Genomic DNA, 2,115 nt, shown 5'->3' with positions numbered 1-2,115 from the left:
TTTCCGTGGCCGTCGACCGCCGATGGAACGGCTCGGCTGACGTCGGCGCAACTGGCCATGCTGTGGGAGGGGATCGATTGGCGACGACCCAACTGGGGTGCGCCGCCGGCACGCGTCTGTTGATTTTATCCCTCTGAATCTACTTGTTTTTATGGCCATTCCTCCTGGCTTATGCTAGTCAGGCTCATGTCGAACGCGAGCCAAAATCTTCCCGACGATCCCGCCTTCCTGAAGGCGATGATCGCCGCCTTGCAGGCGGAAAATGCGAAGATGTCGGCGACATTGCAGGCGCATGACCAGTTGATCCAGACCTTGCGGCTTCGCATTGCCAAGCTGAAGAAACAGGTGTTTGGCAAGTCCTCCGAAAAGATCGAGCGAGAAATCCAGCAGCTGGAATTGGCGCTGGAGGATCTGTTGATCGCTGCGTCGGAGAACAGCACCAGGTCGATCGACGAAGCTGATGAGGTTGCCGCATCTACGGATGCTCAAAAGCAGACGGTGACGCGCCGTCGCCCACGCGTGTCGGACAAGGCAGTTCGCGAGCGTAAAGAACTGGATCCAGGCTCGTGTTGCCCCGCTTGTGGCGGTGAATTGCGTCTTGTGGGCGAAGACGTAAGCGAAATCCTCGACATGATCGCCGCGCAGATGAAGGTCATCGAGGTCGCCCGGCTGAAGAAATCCTGCCGTTGCTGCGAGAAGATGGTGCAGTTGCCAGCACCTAGCCGTCCAATACCGGGCAGCATGGCGGGTGCCGGCCTTCTGGCTTACATCCTGGTCTCAAAGTTTGACGACCATCTGCCACTGTATCGGCTGAACGAAATCTTCGCCCGCATGGGCGTCGACATCCCAGACAGCACGCTGGTCGATTGGTGTGGTCGCGCCATGCGGGTGCTCCAGCCGTTGATCGAGCGGATCGAGACCGCGATCATGGGAAGCGACCTTCTTCATGCCGATGATACCCCGATCCGGGTGCTGGATCGCTCAAGGAGGGACAAAGGTTTGGGCAAGGGCGTGAAGAAGGGCAGGATCTGGACGTATGTCCGCGATCAACGTCCATGGGCGGGTACTGCTCCACCGGGCGCTGTCTACTACTTTGCTCCCGACTGGAAAGAAGAGCACGTCCATCATCACCTCAGGCAGGCGAGCGGCATTCTTCAAGCAGACGGCTACAAAGGCTACGGAAAGCTGTACGAACCTGACACGGAGGGGCAATCCCGCTTCCGGGAGGCTTCATGCTGGGCGCACTGGAGACGTGACTTCCACGATATCTGGACATCGAACAAATCCGAGATCGCCTGCGAGGCTCTCGACCGTATCGGTGCGCTTTACGACATCGAGCGAGAGATTGCAGGTCAGCCTGCCGATATCCGTCTTGCTACGCGTCAGAAGCAGAGCAAGCCAAAGGTCGAAGCATTGCGTGTCTGGGCCGAAGCGCAACTGGCCCGTATTCCGGGCAAGGGCGATTTGGCGCAAGCCTTCCGTTATGGCCTGAGCCGCTGGTCGTCATTCTGCCTGTTCCTGGAAGATGGTCGTGTCGCCATCGACAACAATGCCGCCGAGCGGGCCCTGCGCCCAATTGGAGTAGGGCGCAAGAACTGGCTATTTGCGGGCGCTGACACCGGCGCGGAGACCTTGGCACGCGCCATGACGATCATCGAGACGGCCAAGATGAACGGCCTCGATCCGCAGGCCTATCTGGCCGATGTGCTCGACCGCATTCACGATCACAAGATCAATAGGCTCGATGAGCTGCTGCCCTGGAACTGGGCACCTGTCATAGCCACCTGCGCCGAGGCCGCCTGATGGCAACCGTGACCCATGTGTTCAGCATCGACTACGTCGCCAAATTGCTCGATGAAGATTCCGAGCTCCTTCAGTCGATCGTCAGCAACGATGACAATCTGAGCTACGGCAGCATCATCAGCGTCTACACCGGGCCGGACGAGGCAATAACTTCGCTCACCCGCAACGGAATTGAAGAGCTGGGGCAAATGCTTGCCCATGCTCGTCGCACCGCTGACGAATGGAACGACTTCCTCGAAGACTTCGTCGATGACCAGGAACTCATCGCTCGCATCAAAGCGAAATCTCCGCGGTAACAACCGGGCGGTTACG

General features: G+C 58.8%; 2 protein-coding genes. Both read left to right on the top strand.

All coding sequences use genetic code 11. The annotated features are described in order from the left end of the window. Nucleotides 1-186: 186 nt before the first annotated feature. A complete protein-coding gene (tnpC, locus tag QN219_RS33660; protein WP_284004741.1) occupies nt 187-1,803 on the top strand; it encodes an IS66 family transposase in 1,617 nt (538 codons plus the stop codon). Next, nucleotides 1,803-2,099: a hypothetical protein gene (locus QN219_RS33655; RefSeq protein WP_284004740.1), complete on the top strand. Its 297-nt coding sequence runs from the start codon at nt 1,803-1,805 to the stop codon at nt 2,097-2,099. Before tnpC ends, QN219_RS33655 begins: the two co-directional genes overlap by 1 nt. Nucleotides 2,100-2,115: the final 16 nt, after the last annotated feature.

It is taken from the genome of Sinorhizobium sp. 8-89, from assembly GCF_030124325.1.
GTDB lineage: Bacteria > Pseudomonadota > Alphaproteobacteria > Rhizobiales > Rhizobiaceae > Sinorhizobium.
The sequence above is the reverse complement of the archived record's forward strand: the minus strand, read 5'-3'. Positions and strand labels throughout refer to the sequence as shown.

What these genes read in the sequence shown, in the direction of transcription:
- tnpC (WP_284004741.1), top strand. Translation starts at nt 187, where the DNA reads ATGTCGAACGCGAGCCAAAATCTTCCCGACGATCCCGCCTTCCTGAAG.
- QN219_RS33655 (WP_284004740.1), top strand. Translation starts at nt 1,803, where the DNA reads ATGGCAACCGTGACCCATGTGTTCAGCATCGACTACGTCGCCAAATTG.